This is a genomic window from Bacillus sp. TCT6 (assembly GCF_056033845.1).
The window spans coordinates 4,210,770-4,236,003 of sequence record NZ_JBVYHX010000001.1 but is presented as its reverse complement, the minus strand read 5'-3'; the positions used below and the strand labels follow the sequence as shown (position 1 = coordinate 4,236,003).

Sequence of the window (25,234 nt, the reverse complement as noted above, 5' to 3'; positions counted from 1 at the left end):
TTTCTACTATTTACCGAATTATTTTTTTGAAATAATATGAAAACGCTATCATTTGTAATATCCTATAATGAAACTGTAGATTTATACTATACATTGCCCTCATCATAGTAAATTTCGGATAAGGTATCGCTTTTAGTAGGATAATAAGGTGAAAAAATCGGAGGGGGTTGTAACATGTTAAAGAAAAAAGTTCAAATTGGTCGTAAAATGGATGAAATTACAGTAGGAGAGAAATTATCTATCACTGAAAAAATTGAGGATAAAGATTTGTTATTGTACTTAGGGTTAACGAATGATGCCAATCCATTATATATTCAGCATGATTACGCATCCCAAACTCCGTATGAAAAGCCGATTGTACCAAGCATTATGCTAACGGGAATGATTACAACGGCAGTTACGAAATATTTACCGGGTCCAGGAAGTCATATTACTAGGAAGGACCTTACGTTCGTGAAGCATGTTCACCATTATGAAACGTTACAAATCCACTTTGAAGTTGTGGCTGTTTCTGAGGAGGAACATACAATTGATATGCTTGTATCTGCTCATGATGAAAAAGGAGAAACTGTTGTAAAGGGTTCATTAACAGTAACGCCACCTTATAAATCTGTTTCCATTATGGAAAAAGCATTAGATAATTTTTAAAAGATGAAAATATGAATAGCGCTAGCATACCTTGAATAAGGATGCTAGCGCTATTTTTAGTTGAAGAATCCTTCTTTGAACCCTTCAGCAAATTCTGAGCAACCCGTTTTAATCGTATCCCAGCTCGGAGCGTTGAAAGTAAGGATACATGTGACTGCTAAAGATAGAATGGGTAGTATTAGTCGCATAATAGACCTCCTGATTGTGTTAATTTATATATTAAGATTAACGATATAACTATCGGTAATTGAAGTCAATGAAAGGAGTGATTCTTTTAGGTGAGGTGGAAAAAAGAAGAAGTTATCTTTGAAACGATACGAGAAGCTGAAGTGTGGGCCGATTCGATCGCGAATGAAATGTACGGGAGATTATTTGATGGATATGAAACGCTAGATTATAAAATAGCGTATGCTCTTTCGTTTTTCCTAGCACAAAATCAAGATTTTATCCCGCATTAACGGGCAGTAAGATCCCACCTCAAAATTCAGCGAAAGCAAAGAAGTTAGGTCGGGAATCAACTGCCCGTAAAAGCCCCACTGATTAAAGTTTCACTTTATAGTTCATACGGAAGTGAGCTTTAAAGAAGAGAGAGCAATCTATAAAGTTTGGCAAAATCCTGTGTAGTTGCAGGTGAAGCGTAATTACGTCTACTTTCTCAATTCTACACAAACGATCTCCATGAATAGACAATTATATTGAGAGGGACCTTGTTTTCTAGTATGATGAGAATAACGGGGGAAATACTAGGATGAAGAAGGTTTCAAGTCTATAACTTGGAGGAAAAGAATGAACAATCGTATTTTAGTAGTTGATGATGAGGAATTTATCTTAACTTTAATTGAATTTAATTTACAACAAGCTGGGTTTGAAGTTATAACAGCGATGGATGGAGAAATGGCGCTTCAAAAAGCGACAACAGAACGCCCAGATTTAATTATATTAGATTTAATGCTTCCGAAAATGGATGGTATGGAAGTGTGTAAAGAATTACGATTGCAGCGCGTTATGACGCCGATTTTAATGTTAACGGCAAAAGATGATGAGTTTGATAAGGTGCTAGGTCTTGAACTTGGGGCAGATGATTATATGACGAAGCCATTTAGTCCAAGAGAAGTTGTTGCTCGTGTGAAGGCAATTTTGCGCCGCACGAAATTACAACAAGAAGAACAAGTTGCAGAAGCGCCAGATGAAGATAGCATTACAATTGCAGAACTTAAAATTTTACCGGAGTTTTATGAGGCTTATTTCCAAGGAAGAAAGCTTGAATTAACACCAAAAGAATTTGAACTACTTGTGTATCTCGCGAAAAATAAAAGTCGCGTGTTGACGCGTGATCAATTATTAAGTGCTGTATGGAATTACGATTTTGCTGGTGATACACGAATTGTTGATGTTCATATTAGCCATTTGCGCGATAAAATTGAACAAAATACGAAAAAACCGACGTACATTAAAACGATACGTGGTTTAGGATATAAATTAGAGGAGCCAAAAGGGAATGAATAAATTTCGTTCCAGGCTTCTTTTTACATTTGTTTCTCTTATTGTATTTATTTTAGTTGGACTAGGCTTATTGCTAGAAACTGTGTTTGAAAACTACTATATAGATCATGCTAAAGAGAGAATGGTAAAAGAGACGGAGTATGTTGCGGCGTTAGCAGAAGAGCAAGGTTTTGATAAGGTCCTAAAAAATCCATACGTATTTGAAAAGTTAGAAGAAAAAATACCAGCTTCTATCGTATTTGTGAATGAAAAAAAGAAAGTTCAATATAGAAAAGGACAAGAATTGGCATTTAGTCCAGAGACGATTCAAGAACTTTCTTCGGAAGTGGCAAAACAACGAAGTAAAGTGATTACGAAAGAGACAGATCGAAAGAATCAATTTTATCATACGGTGTTCGTTCAAGATGTAGAAGGAAAACAAGGATACATTTTGGTGAAAAGTACAATCGATCCTTTAAGAGACGTACATCAAAAAACGTGGGGATTATTAATTATCGGATTTGTCATTGCTTGTCTCGTAGTTGTATTTTTAGGTATGAAAATTACAGGGCAATATATTAGGCCGATTGAATCAGTTACGAAAGTTGCAATTGAATTGGCGAAGGGTAATTATAAAGCACGTGCATACGAAAGTCATTCGGACGAAACAGGAATGCTGAGTAAAGCAATTAATATTTTAGCTCGTAACTTACAAGAGATGACACTGGAACAAGAAATGCAGCAAGATCGTCTGCATACGTTAATTGAAAATATGGGAAGCGGAATGATTTTAATTGATAGCCGCGGATATATAAACCTTGTAAACCGCTCTTATAAGGAAACTTTTCACGTAACAGATGAAGAATATTTAGATCGCTTATATTATGAATCGTTTCATCATACAGAAATTATTGAGCTTGTAGAAGAAATCTTTATGACAGAAGTGAAAGTGCGTAAACAAATGTTATTGCCACTTGGAATTGAGCGGAAGCACTTTGAAGTATATGGAGCACCGATTATCGGGACAAACCATGAATGGAAAGGGATTGTTCTCGTATTCCATGACATAACAGAGTTAAAGAAATTAGAACAAATGAGAAAAGACTTTTTAGCGAATGTTTCTCATGAATTAAAGACACCGATTACTTCTATTAAAGGTTTTTCAGAAACACTCTTAGACGGAGCGATGGATAATAAAAAATTCTGCGAACATTTCTTGCACATTATTTTAAAAGAAAGTGAGCGCATGCAAGGGTTAATTGAAGATTTATTAGATTTGTCAAAGATCGAACAACAAGGATTTAAATTAAATATGGGAACCGTTGATATGAAGGGGCTGCTTGAAGATATTCATATGGTGCTTGATAATAAAGCAGGAGAAAAAGAAATCTCTTTACAAGTGAATGTATTAAAACGTGCCTCTGTTATTGGAGATCCAAGTCGTCTGAAACAAATCTTTATTAATTTAATTAATAACGCGATCGTATATACACCGGCTGGAGGCGTTGTTTCAGTAGAGTTAGCGGAAGATAAATATAATGCTTATATAAAAGTATCGGATACTGGAATTGGTATTAGTAAAGAGGAAATTCCGCGTATTTTTGAACGCTTTTACCGAGTGGATAAAGCGAGAAGTAGAAATACTGGTGGTACAGGCCTTGGATTATCAATTGTAAAGCATTTAGTAGAGGCGCATCAAGGTACGATTACAGTAGATAGTGAAGTTGGAGAAGGGACAACGTTTACAGTTGTTTTACCGAAATCAGCAACTGAAAAATAGGATGAAGGATGTTTACAATATATTAACAATGTCTTAATTAAATATTAATAAAGCTCTGTTAATATAATACATGAAAACCCCTTCATCCAAGGAGTAATTTTGGACGAGAATAGTTAAACTGTTCTCGTCACTTCCCTTTATGCCAATATAAGTCTGTTTTATATATGAAAGAAAAGAACCGTTATTTTTCTTCTCTCTATTAGTCATGTTAATATAGAGAGAGGAAAGGAACGGTTTTTTTCTGTGAAAAAAATCATTTCAAATTTGCATGGGGAGGTTTCTGATTTGGAAAAAAAGGTCGTATTAGTAGATGGTAATAATATCGCGTATCGTGCTTTCTTTGCACTACCGCTTTTAAATAACGACAAAGGTATACATACGAACGCAATTTACGGTTTTACAATGATGTTAATGAGAATATTAGAGGAAGAAAAACCGACGCATATGTTAGTAGCATTTGATGCGGGTAAAACGATATTCCGTCATAAAACATATAGTGAGTATAAAGGCGGACGTCAAAAGACCCCACCTGAATTATCAGAACAATTCCCGTTTATTCGTGAGATGCTTGATGCATTCAACGTACCGCGTTATGAATTGGAAAATTATGAAGCGGATGATATTATGGGAACGCTAGCAAAAGAAGCAAGCGAACAAGGAGCAAGTGTAAAAGTTATTTCAGGAGATAAAGATTTACTTCAACTTGTTTCTGATAACACGCTTGTATGTATTCCGCGAAAAGGGATTACGGAAGTAGATGAATATACGAAAGAAGCTTTATTTGAGAAATATAGCTTATCACCAAAGCAAATTATCGATATGAAAGGTTTAATGGGAGACCAATCAGATAATATTCCGGGTGTACCAGGAGTTGGTGAAAAAACTGCGATTAAATTGTTAACACAGTTTGGAACGGTTGAAGAAGTGTATGACAATCTAGATCAAGTAAGCGGGAAGAAATTAAAAGAAAAACTGGAAGCAAATAAAGACCAAGCTCTTATGAGTAAAGATCTTGCAACTATCATTACAGATGCGCCGATTACAGTGCATGTGGATGATATGGAATATAAAGGATATGAAGCAAGTGATGTCGTTCCAATGTTCGAGAGTTTAGGATTTACATCTCTTTTAAATAAATTAGGTGTTACGCCAGAAGAAACGGCTCCAGCTGAATTAGATGATATTACATTTGATATTGTGGAAGAAGTTACCGAAGAAATGCTTCAGCAAGATAGTGCGCTTATTGTTGAAGTACAAGAAGATAACTATCATAAAGCAGATATTCAAGGTTTTGGTATTCAAAATGAAAATGGTTGCTACTTTATTCAAAAGGACATTGCTCTTAAGTCAGATGCATTTAAAGACTGGCTTGCAGATGGAGAGATGAGAAAGCATACATTTGATGCGAAGCGTGCAATCGTTGCACTGAAATGGAACGGTATAGATATACAAGGGGTTGACTTTGATCTATTAATCGCTGCTTATTTACTTGATCCGGCTGATACAGATAAAGATTTCCGTACTGTAGCGAAAATGAAAGAAACGCATGCTGTGAAATCTGACGAAGAAGTTTATGGAAAAGGCGCGAAGCGTGCTGTTCCAGAGTTAAAAGTAGTAGCGGAGCATGTAGCTCGTAAAGTGCATGTATTATATGATGTAAAGCAAACATTCGTTGAAGAGTTAGAGAAGAATGAGCAATATGAACTGTTTACAGAGTTAGAATTACCACTTGCGCGTGTATTAGCTGATATGGAAGTAAAAGGTGTAAAAGTTGATACAGAGCGTCTTCGTAATATGGGAGAAGAACTTGCAGGCAGATTAAAGGAAATGGAACAGGAAATTTATAAGCTTGCGGGAACAGAATTTAATATTAATTCACCGAAGCAGCTTGGTGTTATTCTGTTTGAGAATTTAAACTTACCGGTTATTAAAAAGACGAAAACAGGTTATTCTACGTCAGCTGATGTACTAGATAAGCTTATGGATCACCATGAAATTATTCCAAACATTTTACATTATCGTCAATTAGGGAAACTAAATTCAACTTACATTGAAGGTTTACTGAAAGTTGTACATGAAGATTCATCTAAAATTCATACTCGTTTTAATCAAGTGTTAACACAAACAGGTCGATTAAGTTCGACGGATCCGAACTTGCAAAATATCCCGATTCGATTAGAAGAAGGAAGAAAGATTCGTCAGGCATTTGTTCCATCAGAAGAAGGTTGGATTATGTATGCGGCTGATTATTCACAAATCGAGCTGCGTGTATTAGCTCATATTGCAAATGATAAAGGGCTAGTTGAAGCATTCCAACATGACATGGATATTCATACGAAAACAGCTATGGATGTATTTGGCGTTGAAAAAGATGAAGTAACTTCAAATATGAGACGACAAGCGAAAGCTGTTAACTTCGGAATTGTGTATGGTATTAGTGATTATGGTCTTTCGCAAAACTTAGGGATTACAAGAAAAGCAGCAGCGGAATTTATTGAAAAGTATTTAGAAAGTTTCCCTGGTGTACAAGAATACATGGAGGACATCGTAAAAGATGCGAAACAAAAAGGATATGTGGCCACATTATTAAATCGTCGCCGTTATATTCCAGAAATTACGAGTCGTAATTTCAATTTACGTAGCTTTGCTGAGCGTACAGCGATGAATACACCAATTCAAGGTACTGCAGCAGATATTATTAAAAAAGCGATGATTATTATGGCAGATCGTTTAGAAGAAGAAGGCTTACAAGCGCGTCTTCTTCTACAAGTACACGATGAATTAATATTTGAAGCACCAAAAGAAGAAATTGAAAAATTAGAGCAGCTTGTACCTGAAGTAATGGAGCATGCAATTGAACTCGCAGTTCCGCTGAAAGTTGATTATTCTTACGGTCCAACTTGGTACGACGCAAAATAAGGAAGTGATGAAATGCCTGAATTACCAGAGGTTGAAAACGTCAGACGGACACTTGAAAATCTTGTAACAGGAAAAACGATTGAAGATGTTATTGTTACTTATCCAAAAATAGTGAAACGACCGGATGATGCAGAAATCTTTAAAGAAATGCTAAAAGGCGAGAAGATTGAAAATATAAAGCGAAGAGGAAAGTTTTTGCTTCTATATGTAACAAATTATGTTATTGTTTCACATTTGCGTATGGAAGGTAAGTTTTTACTACATCAAGAGGATGAGCCGATTGATAAACATACGCACGTCCGTTTCTTATTTACAGATGGAACTGAATTACATTATAAAGATGTGAGAAAGTTTGGTACGATGCATCTCTTTAAGAAAGGTGAAGAGATGAATCAAATGCCTCTTGCTGACTTAGGTCCGGAGCCGTTTGATGCTGAATTGACACCGCAGTATTTACAAGAAAGATTGCAAAAGACAAATCGTAAAATAAAAGTTGTGCTATTGGACCAGCGTCTTTTAGTAGGGCTTGGAAATATATATGTTGATGAAGTTTTATTCCGTTCTCAAATTCATCCGGAACGGGAAGCTTCTTCTTTAACAGTAGAAGAAATTGAGCGGATTTATGAGGCTACCGTTACAACGTTAGGTGAAGCGGTAAAACGTGGCGGAAGTACAATTCGGACGTATATCAACTCACAAGGGCAAATTGGTTCATTCCAAGAACTCCTAAATGTATATGGAAAAAAAGGAGAGCCGTGTGTAACTTGTGGTACGATATTAGAAAAAACAGTAGTTGGCGGGCGAGGAACGCATTACTGCCCAATTTGTCAGCCTAGAATATAGAAAAGAGATAACATCGGATAGGCATTTGTCATATACATACAGCAGAGCTATGTATAAGGGAGGAGCTTACCGATGTACCTTTATTTATCTCTTATTTTATTAGCTTTTACATTAAGCTTAGATAGCTGTAGTGTAGGGCTAACATATGGGTTAAGAAGCGTAAGAATTCCACTAAAATCAATTATAATTATCGGAATCTGTTCAGCGGCTGTTATGCTTGTTTCAATGGGAATTGGACATATGATCGCGAAAATATTTTCACCTGTTATCGCAACGCGTATCGGTGGGCTTGTTCTTATTGGAATAGGGATTTGGGTGTTATATCAATTTTTTCGAAGTGAGAAAAAAGAAGAACCGAAGCAAGAGGAGAAGGTCTGGAAATTAGAGATTGCCTCGCTAGGGCTAGTAATTCAAATTTTACGGAAACCGACTGTAGCAGATTTTGATAAATCAGGCACCATTTCTGCAGGAGAAGCATTACTTCTTGGTATCGCTCTTTCTGTAGATTCATTTGGTGCCGGAATTGGTGCATCTTTATTAGGGTATGCACCCGCTATGATGGCGATATTAGTTGCAGTTATGAGTTCTTTGTTTTTGTTTATTGGAATGAAACTTGGGACGGTTTTATCGAATATGAAGTGGTTACAAAAATTTACATTCCTGCCTGGAGTATTACTCATTATTATTGGAATTTGGAAAATGTAAGTATGGGCGTGGAACATTAGTTTCGCGCCTTTTATTATGAGGAGGATTATGATGACAGTAGTAATTGGATTAACAGGAGGCATTGCAAGTGGAAAAAGTACAGTGTCTCAAATGTTTCGTGAATTGAGCATACCAGTTATTGATGCAGATATTATTGCGCGAGAAGTTGTAGAGCGAGGAAAACCAGCATATAACAAAATAGTAGAAGTATTTGGAACGGAAGTGTTGCAAAAAGACGGAGAACTGGATCGGCCGAAATTAGGGAGTGTCGTTTTCTATAATGAAGAAAAACGATTGCAGTTAAACAAAATTGTTCATCCTGCAGTACGTGAGGAAATGAATAGACAAAAGGAAATGTACATAAAAGAAAGTATGCAAGCGATTGTGTTAGATATCCCTCTTTTATTTGAAAGTAAATTAACAAGTCTCGTTGACCGTGTTTTAGTTGTAGCAGTTACTCCTGATACACAATTAGAACGTTTGATGAAACGAAATGGTTTTTCCGAAGAAGAAGCAACGGCGCGTATTCAATCTCAAATGCCGTTAGCGGAAAAAGTGAAAAATGCAGATGAAGTGATAAATAATGATGGCACAATTATGGGAACGAAAACACAATTGCAGGTGATTTTAAAGAAATGGAACATTATTGACTAAAAAATTGTGAAATTAATGAAAATGCTTAGTGACATATCCCCTTTTTGTGTTATACTATTATTGGGATTGGAGATAAATAGTATAACGCATTCAAGGGGGATAACATATTATGACTCGTGTGGCAATTAATGGATTTGGACGTATTGGGAGAATGGTATTTCGTCAAGCAATAAAAGAAAGCGCATTCGAAATTGTAGCAATCAATGCAAGCTATCCATCTGAAACGTTAGCACACTTAATTAAATATGATACAGTTCATGGTAAGTTTGACGGAACAGTAGAAGCATTTGAAGATCACTTATTAGTTGATGGAAAAATGATTCGCCTTTTAAACAACCGCGATCCAAAGGAATTGCCTTGGACAGATTTAGGTGTTGAAGTTGTAATTGAAGCAACTGGTAAATTTAATTCAAAAGAAAAAGCAATTCTTCACGTTGAAGCTGGAGCGAAAAAGGTTATTTTAACAGCGCCTGGTAAAAATGAAGATGTAACAATTGTAGTTGGTGTGAATGAAGACCAATTAGATATTACAAAACATACTGTTATTTCAAATGCATCTTGTACAACAAACTGTTTAGCGCCTGTTGTAAAGGTGTTAGATGAGCAGTTCGGAATTGAAAACGGTTTAATGACGACTGTTCACGCTTATACAAATGACCAAAAAAATATTGATAACCCACATAAAGATTTAAGAAGAGCGCGTGCTTGCGGACAATCAATCATTCCGACAACGACAGGTGCCGCGAAAGCGCTAGCAAAAGTTCTTCCGCACTTGAACGGAAAACTTCATGGTATGGCACTTCGTGTACCAACGCCAAACGTGTCTCTTGTTGACTTAGTAGTAGACGTAAAACGTGATGTGACAGTTGAAGCTATTAATGAAGCTTTCAAAACGGTTGCAAACGGTGCGTTAAAAGGTATTGTAGAATTCAGCGAAGAGCCTTTAGTATCTATCGACTTTAATACAAATACACACTCAGCTATCATTGATGGTTTATCTACAATGGTAATGGGTGATCGTAAAGTGAAAGTACTTGCTTGGTATGATAACGAGTGGGGCTACTCTCGTCGTGTTGTAGATCTTGTAACGTTAGTTGTTGAAGAGTTAGCGAAACAAGAAAATGTGCAACACATTTAAGTGAATAAGGGGGAGGGCAAGGCAATATTTGCCCTCTTTTTTTATTTTTTTCTGAAAAGGAAAAAAATTATATGAGTATATTTTAAAAAGTGGACATACCACGAAACGTTGTGATTACTGCATTTGTGAATCGTTTATTTTTTTTAGGGAAAAGTAAAGAGGAAAATATGACAGAAAATCGAAAAAACTGTTGTTGCAAAATGAAAATAAACAAAGTATACTAACACTCGTAAACTTAAGAGCTGAGGTACGTAGTCACTACTTAAAGGGTTAGGACCTCTCTGGACTAACTTTCCCCCGTGGTAGTGGAGCAAGCCAAATTGCAAATTAGTTTTCAATTCGAACAGTTAGAATAAATTTACAAGGGGGAACTGTAGAATGGATACTATGGATACGATGGGTCGTCACGTGATCGCTGAACTTTGGGATTGCGATTTCGACAAGCTTAATGACATGCCGTATATTGAACAATTATTTGTGGATGCAGCACTAAGAGCTGGTGCTGAAGTGCGTGAGGTTGCTTTCCATAAATTTGCACCACAAGGTGTAAGTGGAGTAGTAATTATCTCGGAATCACATTTAACAATTCATAGCTTTCCGGAGCACGGTTACGCGAGTATTGATGTTTATACTTGTGGGGATCGTATTGATCCAAATGTTGCTGCAGAATATATTGCAGAAGGTTTAAACGCGAAAACGCGTGAGAGCATCGAGCTTCCTCGAGGCACTGGTAGCTTCGAAATTAAGCAGAGAGAAACAAAAGCTCTTTAAAAAAGAACATAATTGATTTAAAATGTAAAGAGGTGTATAATGCACCTCTTTTTTAGTTTATAAAAAAGAGGTAATATAACGTACTGGTTAGTTGAATAAATTGTACTCTTGCAAATGAGGTAGTGCCCTATATACCATCTTATTTTTAAGGATGAGATGATAAAGTGATGCGCTGAAACTTAAAGTGGTAAGAGAGTTAGAATGAGTTATATAATATTGTATATATATTTTAGGTGAAGTGAGTAGAGAAAAATAAAGAGTATAGTGTAAAGGAGTGAATGAATTGCGTTGTCCATCCTGTTCTCATAATGGTACAAGAGTGTTAGATTCGCGTCCGGTAGACGAGGGGCGCTCTATTCGAAGAAGGAGAGAGTGTGAAAGTTGCTTAAGTCGCTTTACGACCTTTGAAAGGGTAGAAGAGTCACCTCTTATCGTTGTAAAAAAAGAAGGCACACGAGAAGAGTTTAATAAAGAAAAGATTTTACGTGGTTTAATTAAAGCGTGTGAAAAAAGACCAGTATCTTTAAGACAATTAGAAGAAGTAACACAAAGCGTGGAACGTGAACTGCGTAATTTAGGTATATCAGAAGTGAAAAGTGATATGATTGGTGAAATTGTTATGGAAGAACTTCGCGATATTGATGATGTTGCTTACGTACGCTTTGCTTCTGTATATCGTCAATTTAAAGATTTAAATGTATTTATTGAAGAATTAAAAGATATACTGCAAAAAGAAAGAGAGTAGAAGTTGTATTTTATTCTCTTTACATACCGTAAGTAATAGGATAAGAGAGCTAGAAGCGTAAGCTAATAGCTCTTTTTCACTAAGAATTTATATAATGAAGATAGAACGAATGAAGTAGAGGATAGATTGGATGAGAGAAAGGAAAAGCAATAATGGAAAAACAGTCATGGATGGAGCTATTGCCGATTGATCGTTATAAAGTAAGTGCGAAAGGGCTACTGCATAATTACGACCGAAAAGTATTAACGATGTTGTATCAGCCGTTAATAGGTAGTAGAGCTTTTAGCTTATACATGACACTATGGGGGGAGCTAGAGCAAGATCGTGTATTTGGAAAAGAGAATACACATCATTCCCTTATGGTGACTATGCAAATGCAACTTCCTGAAATATATGAGGAACGAGTAAAGTTAGAGGCAATTGGGCTTTTGAAGGTATATATTAAGAAAGAAAAAGATATTCGAATGTTCATATATGAGTTGCAACCACCTTTATCTCCAAAGCAGTTTTTTGATGATATTGTTTTAAGTATCTTTTTATACAATCGATTGAGTCGGACAAAATATAATCAAGTAAAGCAATATTTCTTAGAAGAAGAATTTGATTTTGCTTCTTATGAAAATGTTACGCGCTCTTTCAATGATGTGTTTGGTTCGTTTAATCCAGGACAGCTTGAGCATGCGCAAGAAGATCTTCGTATCCCAAAAACGACAACTATGCCAAGTAACGAGAAGGGAGACGCTCCGAAAGTTTGGAATGATTTCTTTGATTTCTCTTTATTTGTAGATGGATTGTCCGCTCTTGTTCCTAAAAAGTCGATTACAGGTCAAGTAAGAGACTGCGTTATAACACTTGCTTACGTGTATGGTGTAGATGTGTTATCGATGCAAAATATCGTTCTTGGTGCGGTGACAGAGATGCAAACAATTGATATGGAAAGGCTTAGAAAAGGAGCTCGCGATTGGTATCAATTTGAAAATGGTCAAGCATTACCGGTATTAAGTGAAAGAGTACAGCCTCATGCTGCACGTACGATGAAAGAGAAAGAGCCTTCATCGCAAGAGGAGATGCTAATAAAGCAGCTAGAGGAAATCTCGCCAAAACAATTATTGAAAGAGATTTCTGGTGGTGCAGAGGCAACGAAAGCGGACTTGCAAATCGTTGAAGATGTCATGATTAATCAAAAATTGACACCAGGAGTTGTGAATGTACTTATTTATTACGTTATGCTACGCTCAGATATGAAACTTGCGAAAACGTATGTCGAGAAGATTGCTGGGCATTGGGCACGTAAAAAGGTTGGTACAGTAGCGGACGCGATGGCGTTAGCGAAAGAAGAGAACCGTCAATATCAAGAGTGGGCTGAGACGAAGAAAAAAGGCCGTACGGCGAAGAAAACGGTACGGAAAGAAATGGTACCAGATTGGCTTAAGGAAGAAGAGCCGAAGGAACAAGAGAAAGAAACGGCGAAGAAAGATGTAAGTGTAGAAAAAGATGCAAGTACGTTAGAAGATGAACGAAAACGATTAGAAGAAGTGTTAAAAAAATATAAGCGTGATTAATAGAAGAGAATGAACGCTCTTTGAGGTGAGAAAATGGAGCATATTCAAAATTCATTTGCAAAATTAATGGGAAATGAAAAATTTAAAAATAGATATGAAGTATTAAAGGCAGAAGTAATGGCGCATCCGCGTGTGAAAGAATTTATAGACGAACATAAAGGTGAAGTAACGACTTCTATGATTGAGCGCAGTCTTGTGAAGCTATATGAATATATTGGACAAAGTGTAGGTTGCGTGGATTGTCCGGATTTAGGTTCATGTAAAAATATGCTGCAAGGGTACGAGCCAAAGCTTGTTATTCAAGGGAAAATGATTGATATTCAATATGATCGCTGCGTTAGAAAAGTAGCACATGACGAGAGAAAGAAATATGAAAAACTCGTTCAAAGTGTATATATGCCAACGGATATTTTACAGGCAACTATGGAAAACTTAGACCCTTCTGATTTAAATGCACGTATCGATGCAATTGGTGCAGCGAATGAATTTTTAAGTACATATGAACCAGGTAAAAAAGCACAAGGTTTATATTTGTACGGTAAATTTGGTGTAGGAAAAACGTACCTTTTAGGAGCAATTGCGAACGAGCTTGCTCGAAAGAAAATAAGTTCGATGCTCGTATACTTCCCAGAATTTTTACGTGAAATCAAAAGTTCGATTCAAGATAATTCGATTGGTGAAAAGATTGATGCGGTTAAACGCGTACAAGTTTTAATGTTAGATGATATCGGGGCAGAAGCAATGTCAAGCTTTGTGCGTGACGATGTGCTTGGTGCAATCTTGCAATTCCGTATGTTAGAAAACTTACCGACGTTCTTTACGTCTAATTTTGATTTTAAACAACTGGAACACCATTTAACGTATACACAGCGTGGTGAGGCTGAAGAAATGAAGGCAGCACGTATTATGGAACGAATTAAATATTTAGCGAAACCAATTCCGATTGGTGGGAAAAATCGTCGTCATAAGTAAAAGAGCAAGCTGAGAAGCTTGCTCTTTTGTATTATAGTGATATTTTCTTTTCAAATATGAGGTCGAAATATTCAGGTTGTCCAGAACTGCCAATCGTAGGGGCGACAATCTGTACGAACCTCCAGTCATCTCTAGCATGTTCTTGAATAATTTCTTGGTAGTCTTCAGCTAGTTTTGAGCGAGTGAGCCCCCAATGGAATTCGACTTTTACGAATTTATATTCGAACATTCACATACCCCCTTTTAGTGATAAATAAAGTATACAATAAAAAATTCATAGTAGCTTGTATCATTTTTTTCTCCCTCCCTTAATATATATAAAATTAGCAAGCCAGATTGAGTGGATTTTCTAACGATAGGAAATGTAATTCTACTAAGAGTGAACTTCACGCGGAAAGGACTCTTATAGGATTTGTAACGTATAGATACAGTCCTTTAGAGCAGGGATAAAAGGGGGGACAAAAGTGATTGAAATTTGCTTCGAAGAAAAAAATGATGCTATGCACGTATATAGACAATTGCTGAAAAGAGCGGAAGTGTTATATAAGGAAACGAGTGTGTATTTACAGGAGCAAAAAGTGGTGATTCACATACCAGTACATGAATCGAATTATATTGAAAAGATCTTATTGCCAGTAATGGTGTATTTCATTGTGAATGTGAAACAAAATGAGTGGATTTATACGATCTTAAAAGAAAAGTTTTTTTATGAAGAACAAGAAGAGTGTCATCAAATATTGCACATGGCACATGAGATTTTAAAGGGAAGAAGAAAAGGTGTAGCTCAGGATTTAACTCGTAACGCATTTGAGTCATATATTAAGTCTTCTTTAAATAATTGGCTTTGTGATCCGCTCTCATTCTCGTTTTCATCATATATCCGTTTTCGTCTTCGTACATATAGGGAAATGGTGGCTAAACTTGCGGAAGTGGCAATTGATGAGTATAAGATGGAGCAAGAATACCAAATGTTCATTGAAACGCTTCGGCAACAAGTGAGTAGCCGTAAATCACGCTTGTCCTGTGTGCATCTTATTTTTGATGAAAGCTTTATCTTTTATGATGATAAAGGTAGACGTTTAAAACAGGAGAAGTTGGTCCAATATATAGATGAAGAATTATTAAAGCAAAATGATGTATATATTGATACAAAAGTAATTGCGCCGCTTCTTTCTATTTCGCCAAAAAAGATTTATTTATATACGAAGGAACAAGACCATAATATGATTATTACTTTGCGAAATGTGTTTCAAGAACGGGTCCAATTACATGGATTACATGATTTTGAGCGCAATGTGAAAAATTTAAAAAATAAAGGTAACGCCCTTGATTTTCTAAGTTTTTGAGCATATAATTACCTACATAAATGAAATATATCGAAATGTCATGATGAGGACATGAGTAGTTTTCTACGATTTTCAGAGAGGGAAGCCTTAGGGTGTGAGCTTCCTAGTACGGGATTATTACTTACCACCTCTAAACTTTAGCAGTGAACGATTCTTTTAGTAATTGCTAACGGACAACACCGTTATGTTGAACTTGAGCAATTAACGATCATGTTAATTGGAACAAGGGTGGAACCACGAATTCAACACTCGTCCCTTTTTATGGGATGAGTGTTTTTTATTTTGAGAAAAAGAGGAGTGACCAGTGATGGCAGATGTAGTTAAAATTACTTTCCCTGATGGAGCTGTGAAGGAGTTTCCAAAAGGCGTAACAACTGAAGAAATCGCAGCTTCTATTAGCCCAGGCTTAAAGAAAAAAGCTGTAGCTGGAAAATTAAACGATGAGATGATCGATCTTGTTACACCAATCGAAGAAGATGGTGCAGTTTCTATTATTACATTAGATTCTGAAGATGGCTTATATATTTTACGCCATTCAACAGCCCACCTTTTAGCCCAAGCGTTAAAACGTTTATATAAAGATGTTAAGCTTGAGCTTGGCATTGGCCCAGTAATTGAAAATGGCTTCTATTACGATATCGATATGGAAGAAGCAATTACAGTTGAAGACTTCAAGAAAATCGAAAAAGAAATGCAAAAAATCGTGAACGAGAACTTAGAAATCGTTCGTCATGAAGTACCACGTGCAGAAGCACTTCGTCGCTTTGAAGAAATTGGCGATGAGTTAAAATTAGATTTAATTAACGACCTTCCAGAAGATGCAGTTATTTCAATCTATGAGCAAGGCGAATTCTTCGACCTTTGCCGTGGTGTTCACCTTCCATCTACAGGGAAAATTAAAGTGTTTAAATTATTAAGCGTTGCAGGTGCTTACTGGCGCGGCGATAGCAATAATAAAATGTTACAACGTATTTACGGTACTGCATTCGTTAAGAAAGCAGAACTAGATGAGCACTTACGTATGCTTGAAGAAGCGAAAGAGCGCGATCACCGTAAATTAGGTAAAGAATTAAAACTATTTACTAATAGCCAAAAAGTAGGACAAGGTTTACCACTTTGGTTACCAAAAGGTGCAACAATTCGTCGTATTATCGAGCGTTACATCGTTGATAAAGAAGCAAGCTTAGGTTATGATCACGTATACACTCCAGTATTAGGAAGCAGAGAGTTATATGAAACTTCTGGTCACTGGAACCACTACCGTGATGGCATGTTCCCATCAATGGAAATGGATAATGAAGAATTAGTTCTTCGTCCAATGAACTGTCCTCACCATATGATGGTTTATAAAAATGATATTCACAGCTACCGTGAATTACCAATCCGTATTGCGGAACTTGGAACAATGCATCGTTATGAAATGTCAGGTGCGTTATCTGGATTACAACGTGTACGCGGAATGACTTTAAACGATGCGCACATTTTCGTTCGTCCAGATCAAATTAAAGAAGAGTTAAAACGTGTTGTAAACTTAACTCTAGAAGTGTACAAAGATTTCGGTTTAGAGAACTACTCATTCCGTCTATCTTATCGCGACCCAGCAGATACTAAAAAGTATTATGCGGATGATGAGATGTGGGAAAAAGCACAAGGTATGTTAAAAGAAGCTATGGATGAAATGGGTCTTGATTACTATGAAGCTGAAGGTGAAGCGGCATTCTACGGTCCAAAACTGGATGTTCAAGTTCGTACTGCTCTTGGAAAAGACGAAACACTTTCAACTGTACAATTAGACTTCTTACTTCCAGAACGCTTTGAATTAACTTATGTTGGTGAAGACGGTAAGCAACATCGTCCAGTTGTAATTCACCGTGGTGTTGTATCAACTATGGAACGCTTCGTAGCCTTCTTAATTGAAGAATACAAAGGTGCATTCCCAACTTGGTTAGCTCCAGTTCAAGTACAAGTAATTCCAGTTTCTCCGCAAGTACATTTAGACTATGCGAAGAAAGTACAAGACGAATTGCGTCGTGCTGGTATCCGTGTTGAATTAGACACTCGTGAAGAGAAGATTGGTTACAAAATCCGTGAAGCACAAATGCAAAAAATTCCGTACATGCTTGTAGTAGGTGACAATGAAGTAACTGAAAACGGCGTAAACGTACGTAAATATGGTGAACAAAAATCAGAAACAATCGCATTAGATGCTTTTGTTGACATGATTAAAGTAGAAGGAAAACGATAAGAAAAAGCCGCGGTATACCGCGGCTTTTTTATGTAATATACTTGAGGGGAATTAGAAAAAATACCCATGTAACACTTATCGTAAAAAAGTATTGCAAGTATGTTAGTTGTTTGTTACAATATTTCTTGTTGTTAGTAAAACACATCGCGTCTTCTTGACAGACGTCATGTCCTATGATAAACTCATCAAGGATAATAGAATATTGTTTTGTGGAACAAGTAGAAGCACCCGCTTCTCACCTGATGGACGCATTCGCAGTTAGCAGGTAAATGTATTTCTTACTTAAGATTTTACAAGTGTGGGTGTCGTATGCCCGCACTTTTTTTGTCGGGTTCTATGACTACAAAATATGTTCTGAGAAAACCTTGGAGGTGGCTTACTATTAGCAAGGATATGATGATTAACGAGCAAATTCGTGCACGTGAAGTACGTTTAGTTGGCGCAAATGGCGATCAACTTGGAATCAAGTCTCGTAATGACGCTTTAGACTTAGCTGCAAATCTTAATCTTGATTTAGTATTAGTTGCTCCAAATGCGAAACCGCCAGTATGCCGCATTATGGACTACGGTAAATTCCGCTTTGAGCAACAGAAGAAAGAAAAAGAGCAGCGCAAAAATCAAAAAGTAATTAGCATGAAAGAAGTTCGTTTAAGTCCAACAATTGATGAACACGACTTTAACACAAAACTTCGTAATGCTATCAAGTTTTTAGAGAAAGGCGACAAGGTTAAAGCGTCAATTCGCTTTAAAGGACGTGCCATTACTCATAAAGAAATCGGTCAACGTGTTTTAGATCGCTTCTCAGAAGCTTGTGCTGAAGTTAGTACAGTTGAATCTAAGCCTAAAATGGAAGGACGCAGTATGTTCTTAGTTTTAGCACCGAAAAACGATAAGTAATAGATAGAGGAGGAAATACCTATGCCTAAACAAAAAACTCATCGCGGCGCTGCAAAGCGTTTCAAAAAGACTGGATCAGGTAAACTGAAACGTTCTCACGCTTACACAAGCCATTTATTCGCTAACAAATCTACAAAAGCTAAACGTAAACTACGTAAAGCTGGTGTAGTAAGCGCTGGTGACTTCAAACGCATTCGTCAAATGCTTGACAACTTAAAATAAGTTCGGCTGATATATAGAACAATTAGGAGGTAATATTATGCCAAGAGTAAAAGGTGGTACAGTTACTCGTCAACGTCGTAAAAAAGTTATAAAATTAGCAAAAGGTTACTACGGTTCAAAAAATACATTATTCAAGGTTGCTAACCAACAGGTTATGAAATCTCTAATGTATGCATTCCGTGACCGCCGTCAAAAGAAACGTGACTTCCGTAAATTATGGATTACACGTATCAACGCAGCAGCTCGTATGAATGGTCTTTCTTACAGCCGCTTAATGCACGGTCTTAAAAATGCTGGCATCGAAGTTAACCGCAAGATGCTTGCTGACTTAGCTGTTCATGACGAAAAAGCTTTCGCTGAATTAGCAACAGTTGCAAAAAACAACATTAACTAATTAATTAGTTGAAACCTTAGAAGAATTTTCTTCTAAGGTTTTTTGTTTGTATTCAGAGAGAAGTTTGAAGTTCTAAAGATTAACGGATGTGCTGTTATCGATATGACAAAATTAATATAAAAACTATAGCGGTATAGAAGAATATATATGTGAAGTCAGGAGAATCCTCCTGGCTTTTTTTAATTCTGCTCTTTTGGAAAGAAGAGTATCTTTCCTAGCCGAAACGACACTGCTATAATGGAAAGATGATATGGAACTTTCATCAGATGAACAATTTAAGAGCGATGACTGAAACGTATTTGTAAATTAAGGACAAGCTATTTTATAAAGAGGTAGATAGCTGACTTATTCATAAGAACTGAAACATAATAATGAACTTTGAGATGAAACAACATTGTTGCGTAAAATGCGATGTTGGAGGAGGACAATAGAATGGACTTACTACAACTATTTAAATTACAAAAAGAATTAGATGACCGTATTGCAAAAGAACATGACTTACAACCGAAAAAATTGTTAAAAGAAAAAATGTTAGCTCTTCTTGTAGAAATTGGAGAACTTGCAAATGAAACACGTTGTTTTAAATATTGGAGCAACAAACCAGCTTCGGAACGTGGAGTAATATTAGAAGAATACGTAGATGGTTTGCATTTTATTTTATCAATCGGAATTGATTTAGGGATTGATAAAAACTTCCTATTCTATAAATGTGCACAAACGAATAAAACACAAGTGGAAATTTTCTTAGACACATACGCGAAAGTAATTCGTTTTACAGATCAACCATCTATTACAAACTATATTGAATTATTTACGAGCTATCTTCGACTTGGACAAGCGCTTGAATTTGAGCAAGAAGAGATTGAAAAAGCGTATTTAGATAAAAATGAAGTAAATCATCAGCGTCAAACACAAGGATACTAATTTAATTTTTGAATATTTCAATTTAATTATTGTATAATGAATTGACTGAAGAAAAAGGAGGGTGTTGGCAATGACAAAATTAGACGCGACATTGACAATGCTAAAAGAATTAACAGATGCACGTGGTATTGCCGGTAACGAGCGTGAACCACGCGAAGTAATGAAGAAATATATCGAGCCATTTGCAGACGAGCTTTCTACTGATAATTTAGGAAGTTTAGTTGCGAAAAAAGTAGGGGAAGAAAACGGCCCGAAAATTATGGTTGCAGGTCATTTAGATGAAGTTGGCTTTATGATTACGCAAATTGATGACAAAGGTTTCCTACGCTTCCAAACGGTGGGTGGCTGGTGGTCACAAGTTATGCTTGCACAGCGCGTGACGATTGTAACGCGTAAAGGAGATGTAACAGGTGTAATTGGTTCAAAACCACCGCACATCTTACCTCCAGAAGCACGTAAAAAGCCAGTTGAAATTAAAGACATGTTCATCGATATCGGTGCTTCTAGCCAAGAAGAAGCAATGGAGTGGGGCGTACGACCAGGAGATCAAGTTGTACCTTACTTTGAATTCCAAGTGATGAAGAATGAAAAAATGTTACTTGCAAAAGCATGGGATAACCGAATCGGTTGTGCGATTGCAATTGACGTATTAAAACAATTAAAAGATGAAAAGCATCCAAACGTTGTATACGGCGTTGGAACTGTACAAGAAGAAGTTGGTCTTCGTGGTGCAAAAACATCTGCGAATTATATTAAACCAGATATCGCGTTCGCAGTAGATGTTGGTATCGCTGGAGATACACCGGGTGTAACGTCAAAAGAAGCGCAAAGTAAAATGGGCGATGGACCACAAATCATTTTGTATGATGCTTCTGTTATTGGACATACAGGTTTACGTGATTTCGTAGTTGATGTTGCTGACGAATTACAAATCCCATACCAATATGATTCAGTAGCGGGCGGGGGAACTGATGCGGGTGCGATTCATATTGCTGTAAACGGTATTCCTTCTATGGCAATTACAATTGCAACGCGCTATATTCATTCTCATGCAGCAATGTTACACCGTGATGATTATGAAAATGCAGTAAAGTTAATTGTAGAAGTTATTAAACGTCTTGATAAGGATGCTGTACATAACATTACATTTAATTAATAGAAAAAGCGAAGGAGATTTTCCTTCGCTTTTTTATGTTTTAAAAAGGTCGTTCTAATCCTGCTGCAGTATGAGCGCCTAAAATAATTAAACGAGTTAATTGCATCGCCATAAAATGCGGGGTATATATCATTCCTCTTTTTAACCATGACATAATCATTCCGATGTGAGCCCCTGTCACATAACTAATCAAAATATCACGAGGAACCATAAGATCTTCGTCATCTGGTTGGGAAATAGACAAGCTTAATGTTAAATGCACTTGTATCGTTTTCATCATTTTATAAGAGTAGTTTCCGGCAGCTTTATCCCCAAGCATAACGTTATAAAAGTTTACATTTTCTGCGATATGTTCGAATAAAGCCAAAAATGTAGGATGAGGTGAATCGAATGTAAGTTGAAAATCTTCTTTATTTCTATTTTTCGGTTTAATTACTTCTGTTAGCTTCTCTAACATTTCTTCAATACTTTTGTCTAATAGGTCATATTTATCATGGTAATGGCTATAAAATGTAGCGCGATTTACAGGAGCACGTTCTGCGATATGTTGCACAGTTACATTTTCAAAGCCTTTTTCGCCTACTAAAGCGACAAAAGCATCCTGAATGAGTTGTCTCGTTCGCTTTACACGTGGATCATTTGTATTTTTAATAGACATTTTACTTCTCCTCGTTTAATTTTCTATACTTAAACAACATATTGGTATTATATTGTTGTTTAAGCAACATTTCATACGTAAATTGTCGGTTGTAGATTCAAAATAATTATTTATAATTATAAACGATAGTCCTTCAGAAATCAGCACCGCTCGCAGGTAGATAAGTTTCGATTTACGCTGCAGATGGTGTGATTTTTTCGTTAAAAGGTTAATATAATTAACAATTAAACAATCTAAACAATAAGGACATAAATAGTTTAGAAAAAAATTATATGCGATATAAGGAGAGGAATGCAATGAATCAGTTTCGAAGAATGGTAATTATCAACATTATCACATTAATTGTACTAGTTGGCGGCGGTATTGGCGGTTATTACTATTACAACCAAACGGAAAATTACTTAAAAACAGACAATGCAAAGATCGATGGAAAGGTAATTCCGGTTGCTTCACCAGTAGCAGGGAAACTAACTGACTGGAAAGCTGAAGTTGGAAAAAATTACAATGAGAACGATAAATTAGGAGCTGTTACTGTAGCAGCAGCTAATGGAGAACAAACAGTAGATGTAACAATTCCACAAAATGCAACGGTTGTACAATCAAACGCAACAACAAATGCTTTCGTTGGAGCAGGTAGCCCGATTGCTTACGCATTTGATATGAACAATTTATGGGTAACAGCAAACATTGAAGAAACAGATGTTGATGATGTTCAGAAAGGTCAAGACGTAGACGTGTATGTAGATGCATACCCAGATACAACGTTAACTGGGAAAGTAGAACAAGTTGGTTTAACAACAGCAAATACATTCTCGATGTTACCATCAAGTAATTCAACAGCGAACTATACGAAAGTAACACAAGTAGTGCCAGTTAAAATTTCATTAGATCATAGCAAATCAGTAAATATTGTTCCTGGAATGAATGTGTCAGTTCGTATTCATAAGTAAGGGGGAGATGAGATGTCCTCAATTGCAATTGTAGGATATGCACTATTTTGTATAATCGTCTTCTTCCTTGTAAATCGTCTTTTACGAAAGAAAAAAACGAACGTGGGAGAAGAACAAGTCCCAGCCGTAAGTAAAATAGAAGTAAGTAAGCTAGAAGCAGTAGAGAAAGAAAGTGAACAAAAGCAAGAAGCCGAAATTTCTAATGTAGTTGAATTAGAAACAGGCAAGCAAGAAGAAGTAAAACAAGAAAAAGAAATGCCGAAAAAACAAACGTCTATGCCTATAGAGGATGTAAATGTAAAAGCAGTTGTAACAGTATTAATTCTCGGCATGTTCGTTTCTATTTTGAACCAAACAATCATTAACGTTGCATTGCCTCCGTTAATGAATGAATTTAACGTATCAACTTCAACGGCGCAATGGTTAATTACAGGGTTTATGCTTGTAAATGGTATTTTAGTGCCGATTAGTGCCTTTTTAGTTTCACGATTTACGTATCGTAAATTATTTGTAGCGGCAATGTTATTCTTCACAGTAGGATCTATCATTTGCGCTACTTCAGGAAACTTTACAATGATGATGACAGGCCGCGTAATTCAAGCAGTTGGTGCGGGTATTTTAATGCCGGTTGGTATGAATATCTTTATGACATTGTTCCCGCCTCATAAGCGCGGAGCGGCGATGGGATTACTAGGTGTTGCAATGATTTTAGCACCAGCTATCGGACCAACTGTAACAGGTTGGGTGATTGAAAACTATAGCTGGAACTTAATGTTCTATGCGATGTTTATTATCGGTTTAATTATTACGTTCCTATCTTTAAAATTCTTTACACTAGCTCAGCCAGTGTCTAAAACGAAATTAGATATATTCGGTGTTGTTAGTTCAAGTATTGGACTAGGAAGCTTATTGTACGGATTTAGTGAAGCTGGAAATAATAGTTGGACTAGTGCAGAAGTCATTATTTCACTTGTTATCGGTGTAATTGGTTTAGCGTTATTTATTTGGAGAGAGTTAACAACGGACAATAAAATGCTTGATTTACAAGTATTTAAATATCCAGTATTTACTTTTACTTTAGTAATTAACGCAATCGTTACGATGGCATTATTCGGGGGTATGTTATTGCTTCCAGTATATCTGCAAAACATTCGTGGCTTTACGCCAATTGAATCTGGTTTACTACTTCTTCCAGGATCATTAATTATGGGGATCATGGGACCAGTAGCGGGTAAATTATTCGATAAATATGGCATTCGTCCATTAGCGATAATTGGATTGGCAATTACGACGTATGCGACATATGAATTTACAAAATTATCGATGGATACACCGTATAGCGTTATTATGACGGATTATATTATACGTTCAATTGGTATGTCATTCATTATGATGCCAATTATGACAGCTGGTATGAACGCACTGCCGATGAAATTAATTTCTCACGGTACAGCAACGCAAAATACGTCAAGACAAGTAGCTGGTTCAATCGGAACAGCGATTTTAATCACACTTATGACGCAACAAACAACTGCTCACGTAGCAGATTACGGCAACATGTTAACAACATCAAACCCAATTTTAGTTGATAAAGTACACGGTATGGGGCAAAGTTTAGCAGCGATTGCCGGATCAGCTCAAGCAGGAGATGCGATGAGCACACAACTATTATATGGACAAATTTCAAAGCTATCTGCAATTAACGGTATTAACGATGCCTTCTTAATTGCAACGATACTAGCAGGTATTGCTTGGGTGTTATCGTTCTTCTTACAATCAGGCAATAAACCAAATAGAAAAGCAGGGAATTAAATTTCCTGCTTTTTTGTTTTCTTATAAAAAGATGCAATTAGATATAGAATGAATCACCTGCAGACATGAGTTCCCAGAAAATAACTCCTAATAGTCCCGCAATAAAAATAATGAATCCCATGTTGCGTATACTTTTAATTTTCATTTGTAATCCCCTTACCCCTGCTAATAATCCAGTTAAAGAAAACAATATCCAGTATAAAGTAGTTGAAATAGGGAGGATTGTCTCGCTATTCACCCCCATGCTCCAAAAAACAAAAGGTAGCGTTACAAAGGAAAAGCTAAGTACCCCCATTAAACCAACAAATAATTTCCGATGTTTAATACTAGTAATAATTAAAAAAATACCACCGAAAAATCCGCATAAGACAAGAAGTGGCATATAAACAATCCAAAGGAAGCTAAACATAT

Annotated in this window: 26 protein-coding genes and 2 other annotated features; of the genes, 22 read left to right on the top strand and 4 right to left on the bottom strand. The window is 36.4% G+C overall.

Annotated features, from left to right (window positions below; genetic code table 11):
• The first annotated feature begins 174 nt into the window (after positions 1–174).
• On the top strand, positions 175–648 hold the full coding sequence (locus AC0ONG_RS21605) for a MaoC family dehydratase (RefSeq protein WP_000914181.1): 474 nt from the start codon (positions 175–177) through the stop codon (positions 646–648).
• Between the two features lie 56 nt (positions 649–704).
• Here AC0ONG_RS21605 and AC0ONG_RS21600 read toward each other — a convergent pair whose 3' ends face one another.
• The gene (locus AC0ONG_RS21600; protein WP_001237013.1) at positions 705–836 is read right to left on the bottom strand and encodes a hypothetical protein; all 132 of its coding nucleotides are present in this window, start codon (positions 834–836) and stop codon (positions 705–707) included.
• Between the two features lie 90 nt (positions 837–926).
• On the opposite strand from AC0ONG_RS21600, the gene AC0ONG_RS21595 reads away from it, so the two are divergent.
• The 12 genes from AC0ONG_RS21595 (at position 927) to dnaI (ending at position 14,219) form a co-directional block, all read left to right on the top strand.
• Positions 927–1,106: a hypothetical protein gene (locus AC0ONG_RS21595; protein ID WP_001267360.1), complete on the top strand. Its 180-nt coding sequence runs from the start codon at positions 927–929 to the stop codon at positions 1,104–1,106.
• Positions 1,107–1,434: 328 nt separating this feature from the next.
• Entirely contained in the window at positions 1,435–2,154 is a 720-nt protein-coding gene (phoP, locus tag AC0ONG_RS21590; RefSeq protein WP_001065220.1) for a two-component system response regulator PhoP, read from the top strand.
• The gene (phoR, locus tag AC0ONG_RS21585) at positions 2,147–3,910 is read left to right on the top strand and encodes a sensory box histidine kinase PhoR (protein WP_001032097.1); all 1,764 of its coding nucleotides are present in this window, start codon (positions 2,147–2,149) and stop codon (positions 3,908–3,910) included. The genes phoP and phoR overlap by 8 nt, the downstream gene beginning before the upstream one ends.
• Before the next feature lie 285 nt (positions 3,911–4,195).
• On the top strand, positions 4,196–6,829 hold the full coding sequence (gene polA, locus AC0ONG_RS21580; protein ID WP_474204002.1) for a DNA polymerase I: 2,634 nt from the start codon (positions 4,196–4,198) through the stop codon (positions 6,827–6,829).
• Between the two features lie 12 nt (positions 6,830–6,841).
• Positions 6,842–7,672, top strand: coding sequence for a DNA-formamidopyrimidine glycosylase (gene mutM / locus AC0ONG_RS21575; protein ID WP_001114475.1), 831 nt, complete (start codon positions 6,842–6,844; stop codon positions 7,670–7,672).
• Between the two features lie 72 nt (positions 7,673–7,744).
• The gene (gene ytaF, locus AC0ONG_RS21570; protein ID WP_000281729.1) at positions 7,745–8,377 is read left to right on the top strand and encodes a sporulation membrane protein YtaF; all 633 of its coding nucleotides are present in this window, start codon (positions 7,745–7,747) and stop codon (positions 8,375–8,377) included.
• 51 nt (positions 8,378–8,428) lie between these two features.
• Positions 8,429–9,031, top strand: coding sequence for a dephospho-CoA kinase (gene coaE / locus AC0ONG_RS21565; RefSeq protein WP_000219323.1), 603 nt, complete (start codon positions 8,429–8,431; stop codon positions 9,029–9,031).
• A 109-nt stretch (positions 9,032–9,140) separates the two neighbouring features.
• A complete protein-coding gene (locus tag AC0ONG_RS21560) occupies positions 9,141–10,169 on the top strand; it encodes a glyceraldehyde-3-phosphate dehydrogenase (RefSeq protein ID WP_000198979.1) in 1,029 nt (342 codons plus the stop codon).
• Positions 10,170–10,556: 387 nt separating this feature from the next.
• On the top strand, positions 10,557–10,940 hold the full coding sequence (gene speD, locus AC0ONG_RS21555; protein WP_002003660.1) for an adenosylmethionine decarboxylase: 384 nt from the start codon (positions 10,557–10,559) through the stop codon (positions 10,938–10,940).
• Between the two features lie 283 nt (positions 10,941–11,223).
• Positions 11,224–11,685 (top strand): transcriptional regulator NrdR, encoded by a 462-nt coding sequence (gene nrdR / locus AC0ONG_RS21550; protein ID WP_001203687.1) that lies wholly within the window; start codon positions 11,224–11,226, stop codon positions 11,683–11,685.
• A 152-nt stretch (positions 11,686–11,837) separates the two neighbouring features.
• The gene (locus tag AC0ONG_RS21545) at positions 11,838–13,247 is read left to right on the top strand and encodes a replication initiation and membrane attachment family protein (protein ID WP_000415033.1); all 1,410 of its coding nucleotides are present in this window, start codon (positions 11,838–11,840) and stop codon (positions 13,245–13,247) included.
• 33 nt (positions 13,248–13,280) lie between these two features.
• Positions 13,281–14,219, top strand: a complete 939-nt coding sequence (dnaI, locus tag AC0ONG_RS21540) for a primosomal protein DnaI (RefSeq protein WP_000400117.1) — start codon at positions 13,281–13,283, stop codon at positions 14,217–14,219.
• A 31-nt stretch (positions 14,220–14,250) separates the two neighbouring features.
• Here the strand turns inward: dnaI and AC0ONG_RS21535 are convergent, their stop codons facing one another.
• Positions 14,251–14,448: a DUF4177 domain-containing protein gene (locus AC0ONG_RS21535; RefSeq protein WP_000464454.1), complete on the bottom strand. Its 198-nt coding sequence runs from the start codon at positions 14,446–14,448 to the stop codon at positions 14,251–14,253.
• A 235-nt stretch (positions 14,449–14,683) separates the two neighbouring features.
• On the opposite strand from AC0ONG_RS21535, the gene ytxC reads away from it, so the two are divergent.
• The 7 genes from ytxC to AC0ONG_RS21500 all read left to right on the top strand — a co-directional run bounded on the left by ytxC (position 14,684) and on the right by AC0ONG_RS21500 (position 21,403).
• A complete protein-coding gene (gene ytxC, locus AC0ONG_RS21530) occupies positions 14,684–15,565 on the top strand; it encodes a putative sporulation protein YtxC (RefSeq protein ID WP_000569624.1) in 882 nt (293 codons plus the stop codon).
• A gap of 31 nt (positions 15,566–15,596) precedes the next feature.
• Positions 15,597–15,825 (top strand) — a binding site (T-box leader).
• Positions 15,826–15,872: 47 nt separating this feature from the next.
• The gene (gene thrS / locus AC0ONG_RS21525; RefSeq protein ID WP_000786077.1) at positions 15,873–17,810 is read left to right on the top strand and encodes a threonine--tRNA ligase; all 1,938 of its coding nucleotides are present in this window, start codon (positions 15,873–15,875) and stop codon (positions 17,808–17,810) included.
• 210 nt (positions 17,811–18,020) lie between these two features.
• Positions 18,021–18,141, top strand: a sequence feature (ribosomal protein L20 leader region).
• Between the two features lie 62 nt (positions 18,142–18,203).
• Positions 18,204–18,707, top strand: a complete 504-nt coding sequence (gene infC, locus AC0ONG_RS21520) for a translation initiation factor IF-3 (RefSeq protein WP_000973215.1) — start codon at positions 18,204–18,206, stop codon at positions 18,705–18,707.
• 21 nt (positions 18,708–18,728) lie between these two features.
• Positions 18,729–18,929 (top strand): 50S ribosomal protein L35, encoded by a 201-nt coding sequence (gene rpmI, locus AC0ONG_RS21515; RefSeq protein WP_001125945.1) that lies wholly within the window; start codon positions 18,729–18,731, stop codon positions 18,927–18,929.
• Between the two features lie 37 nt (positions 18,930–18,966).
• Positions 18,967–19,323 (top strand): 50S ribosomal protein L20, encoded by a 357-nt coding sequence (gene rplT / locus AC0ONG_RS21510; RefSeq protein ID WP_001138362.1) that lies wholly within the window; start codon positions 18,967–18,969, stop codon positions 19,321–19,323.
• A 432-nt stretch (positions 19,324–19,755) separates the two neighbouring features.
• The gene (locus AC0ONG_RS21505; RefSeq protein ID WP_000365052.1) at positions 19,756–20,247 is read left to right on the top strand and encodes a dUTP diphosphatase; all 492 of its coding nucleotides are present in this window, start codon (positions 19,756–19,758) and stop codon (positions 20,245–20,247) included.
• 70 nt (positions 20,248–20,317) lie between these two features.
• Entirely contained in the window at positions 20,318–21,403 is a 1,086-nt protein-coding gene (locus tag AC0ONG_RS21500) for a M42 family metallopeptidase (RefSeq protein WP_000163554.1), read from the top strand.
• A gap of 40 nt (positions 21,404–21,443) precedes the next feature.
• On the opposite strand, the gene AC0ONG_RS21495 is transcribed toward AC0ONG_RS21500, so the two are convergent.
• Positions 21,444–22,061 carry a TetR/AcrR family transcriptional regulator gene (locus tag AC0ONG_RS21495; protein WP_151618126.1) on the bottom strand — a complete coding sequence of 206 codons (618 nt, stop codon included), beginning with the start codon at positions 22,059–22,061 and terminating at the stop codon, positions 21,444–21,446.
• 296 nt (positions 22,062–22,357) lie between these two features.
• On the opposite strand from AC0ONG_RS21495, the gene AC0ONG_RS21490 reads away from it, so the two are divergent.
• Positions 22,358–23,011: an HlyD family secretion protein gene (locus AC0ONG_RS21490; RefSeq protein ID WP_001071417.1), complete on the top strand. Its 654-nt coding sequence runs from the start codon at positions 22,358–22,360 to the stop codon at positions 23,009–23,011.
• Positions 23,012–23,023: 12 nt separating this feature from the next.
• A complete protein-coding gene (locus tag AC0ONG_RS21485; protein ID WP_000094778.1) occupies positions 23,024–24,823 on the top strand; it encodes a DHA2 family efflux MFS transporter permease subunit in 1,800 nt (599 codons plus the stop codon).
• A 37-nt stretch (positions 24,824–24,860) separates the two neighbouring features.
• Here the strand turns inward: AC0ONG_RS21485 and AC0ONG_RS21480 are convergent, their stop codons facing one another.
• Positions 24,861–25,232 carry a hypothetical protein gene (locus AC0ONG_RS21480; protein WP_000490825.1) on the bottom strand — a complete coding sequence of 124 codons (372 nt, stop codon included), beginning with the start codon at positions 25,230–25,232 and terminating at the stop codon, positions 24,861–24,863.
• Between the last annotated feature and the right edge of the window lie 2 nt (positions 25,233–25,234).

What these genes read in the sequence shown, in the direction of transcription:
- AC0ONG_RS21480 (WP_000490825.1), bottom strand. Translation starts at nt 25,232, where the DNA reads ATGTTTAGCTTCCTTTGGATTGTTTATATGCCACTTCTTGTCTTATGC.
- AC0ONG_RS21485 (WP_000094778.1), top strand. Translation starts at nt 23,024, where the DNA reads ATGTCCTCAATTGCAATTGTAGGATATGCACTATTTTGTATAATCGTC.
- AC0ONG_RS21600 (WP_001237013.1), bottom strand. Translation starts at nt 836, where the DNA reads ATGCGACTAATACTACCCATTCTATCTTTAGCAGTCACATGTATCCTT.
- AC0ONG_RS21500 (WP_000163554.1), top strand. Translation starts at nt 20,318, where the DNA reads ATGACAAAATTAGACGCGACATTGACAATGCTAAAAGAATTAACAGAT.
- coaE (WP_000219323.1), top strand. Translation starts at nt 8,429, where the DNA reads ATGACAGTAGTAATTGGATTAACAGGAGGCATTGCAAGTGGAAAAAGT.
- AC0ONG_RS21505 (WP_000365052.1), top strand. Translation starts at nt 19,756, where the DNA reads ATGGACTTACTACAACTATTTAAATTACAAAAAGAATTAGATGACCGT.
- thrS (WP_000786077.1), top strand. Translation starts at nt 15,873, where the DNA reads ATGGCAGATGTAGTTAAAATTACTTTCCCTGATGGAGCTGTGAAGGAG.
- speD (WP_002003660.1), top strand. Translation starts at nt 10,557, where the DNA reads ATGGATACGATGGGTCGTCACGTGATCGCTGAACTTTGGGATTGCGAT.
- AC0ONG_RS21545 (WP_000415033.1), top strand. Translation starts at nt 11,838, where the DNA reads ATGGAAAAACAGTCATGGATGGAGCTATTGCCGATTGATCGTTATAAA.
- AC0ONG_RS21605 (WP_000914181.1), top strand. Translation starts at nt 175, where the DNA reads ATGTTAAAGAAAAAAGTTCAAATTGGTCGTAAAATGGATGAAATTACA.
- dnaI (WP_000400117.1), top strand. Translation starts at nt 13,281, where the DNA reads ATGGAGCATATTCAAAATTCATTTGCAAAATTAATGGGAAATGAAAAA.
- AC0ONG_RS21490 (WP_001071417.1), top strand. Translation starts at nt 22,358, where the DNA reads ATGAATCAGTTTCGAAGAATGGTAATTATCAACATTATCACATTAATT.
- AC0ONG_RS21560 (WP_000198979.1), top strand. Translation starts at nt 9,141, where the DNA reads ATGACTCGTGTGGCAATTAATGGATTTGGACGTATTGGGAGAATGGTA.
- phoR (WP_001032097.1), top strand. Translation starts at nt 2,147, where the DNA reads ATGAATAAATTTCGTTCCAGGCTTCTTTTTACATTTGTTTCTCTTATT.
- rplT (WP_001138362.1), top strand. Translation starts at nt 18,967, where the DNA reads ATGCCAAGAGTAAAAGGTGGTACAGTTACTCGTCAACGTCGTAAAAAA.
- AC0ONG_RS21495 (WP_151618126.1), bottom strand. Translation starts at nt 22,061, where the DNA reads ATGTCTATTAAAAATACAAATGATCCACGTGTAAAGCGAACGAGACAA.
- phoP (WP_001065220.1), top strand. Translation starts at nt 1,435, where the DNA reads ATGAACAATCGTATTTTAGTAGTTGATGATGAGGAATTTATCTTAACT.
- ytaF (WP_000281729.1), top strand. Translation starts at nt 7,745, where the DNA reads ATGTACCTTTATTTATCTCTTATTTTATTAGCTTTTACATTAAGCTTA.
- mutM (WP_001114475.1), top strand. Translation starts at nt 6,842, where the DNA reads ATGCCTGAATTACCAGAGGTTGAAAACGTCAGACGGACACTTGAAAAT.
- AC0ONG_RS21535 (WP_000464454.1), bottom strand. Translation starts at nt 14,448, where the DNA reads ATGTTCGAATATAAATTCGTAAAAGTCGAATTCCATTGGGGGCTCACT.
- infC (WP_000973215.1), top strand. Translation starts at nt 18,204, where the DNA reads ATGATGATTAACGAGCAAATTCGTGCACGTGAAGTACGTTTAGTTGGC.
- rpmI (WP_001125945.1), top strand. Translation starts at nt 18,729, where the DNA reads ATGCCTAAACAAAAAACTCATCGCGGCGCTGCAAAGCGTTTCAAAAAG.